1 protein-coding gene is annotated in these 311 nt (G+C 48.9%); it reads right to left on the bottom strand.

Annotated elements, in window-relative coordinates; genetic code table 11:
- Positions 1-311: hypothetical protein (locus ACWNT5_RS24270; RefSeq protein WP_456518863.1), on the bottom strand; the 311-nt coding region annotated here is incomplete at both ends.

Genomic DNA, 311 nt, shown 5'->3' with positions numbered 1-311 from the left:
GTAACACTTAAGCCACTCCAGCTGATCAAGCCACCACTCTCACTTCCGCCATTACTGATACTTCCTATGGTACTATACCCATCTGGAACCGTATCTCCTACACCTACTCCCGTAGCATTGTTAGGTCCTGCATTGGTAACCGTAACACTAAAGGTAACGGTATCACCGGCACTGATCGTAGTACTACCATCGGCATCCGTTGTCAATACCACACTCTTGGCAATGCTTAAATCACTAACGTCTGCAACGGTAGGGGTAGCACTGGTCTCATCATCTTCCGCAGGGGTATCCGTATCTGCTGTAGCATCAGG

The sequence above is a fragment of the Aquimarina sp. 433 genome (assembly GCF_054054605.1).
The sequence above is the reverse complement of the archived record's forward strand: the minus strand, read 5'-3'. Positions and strand labels throughout refer to the sequence as shown.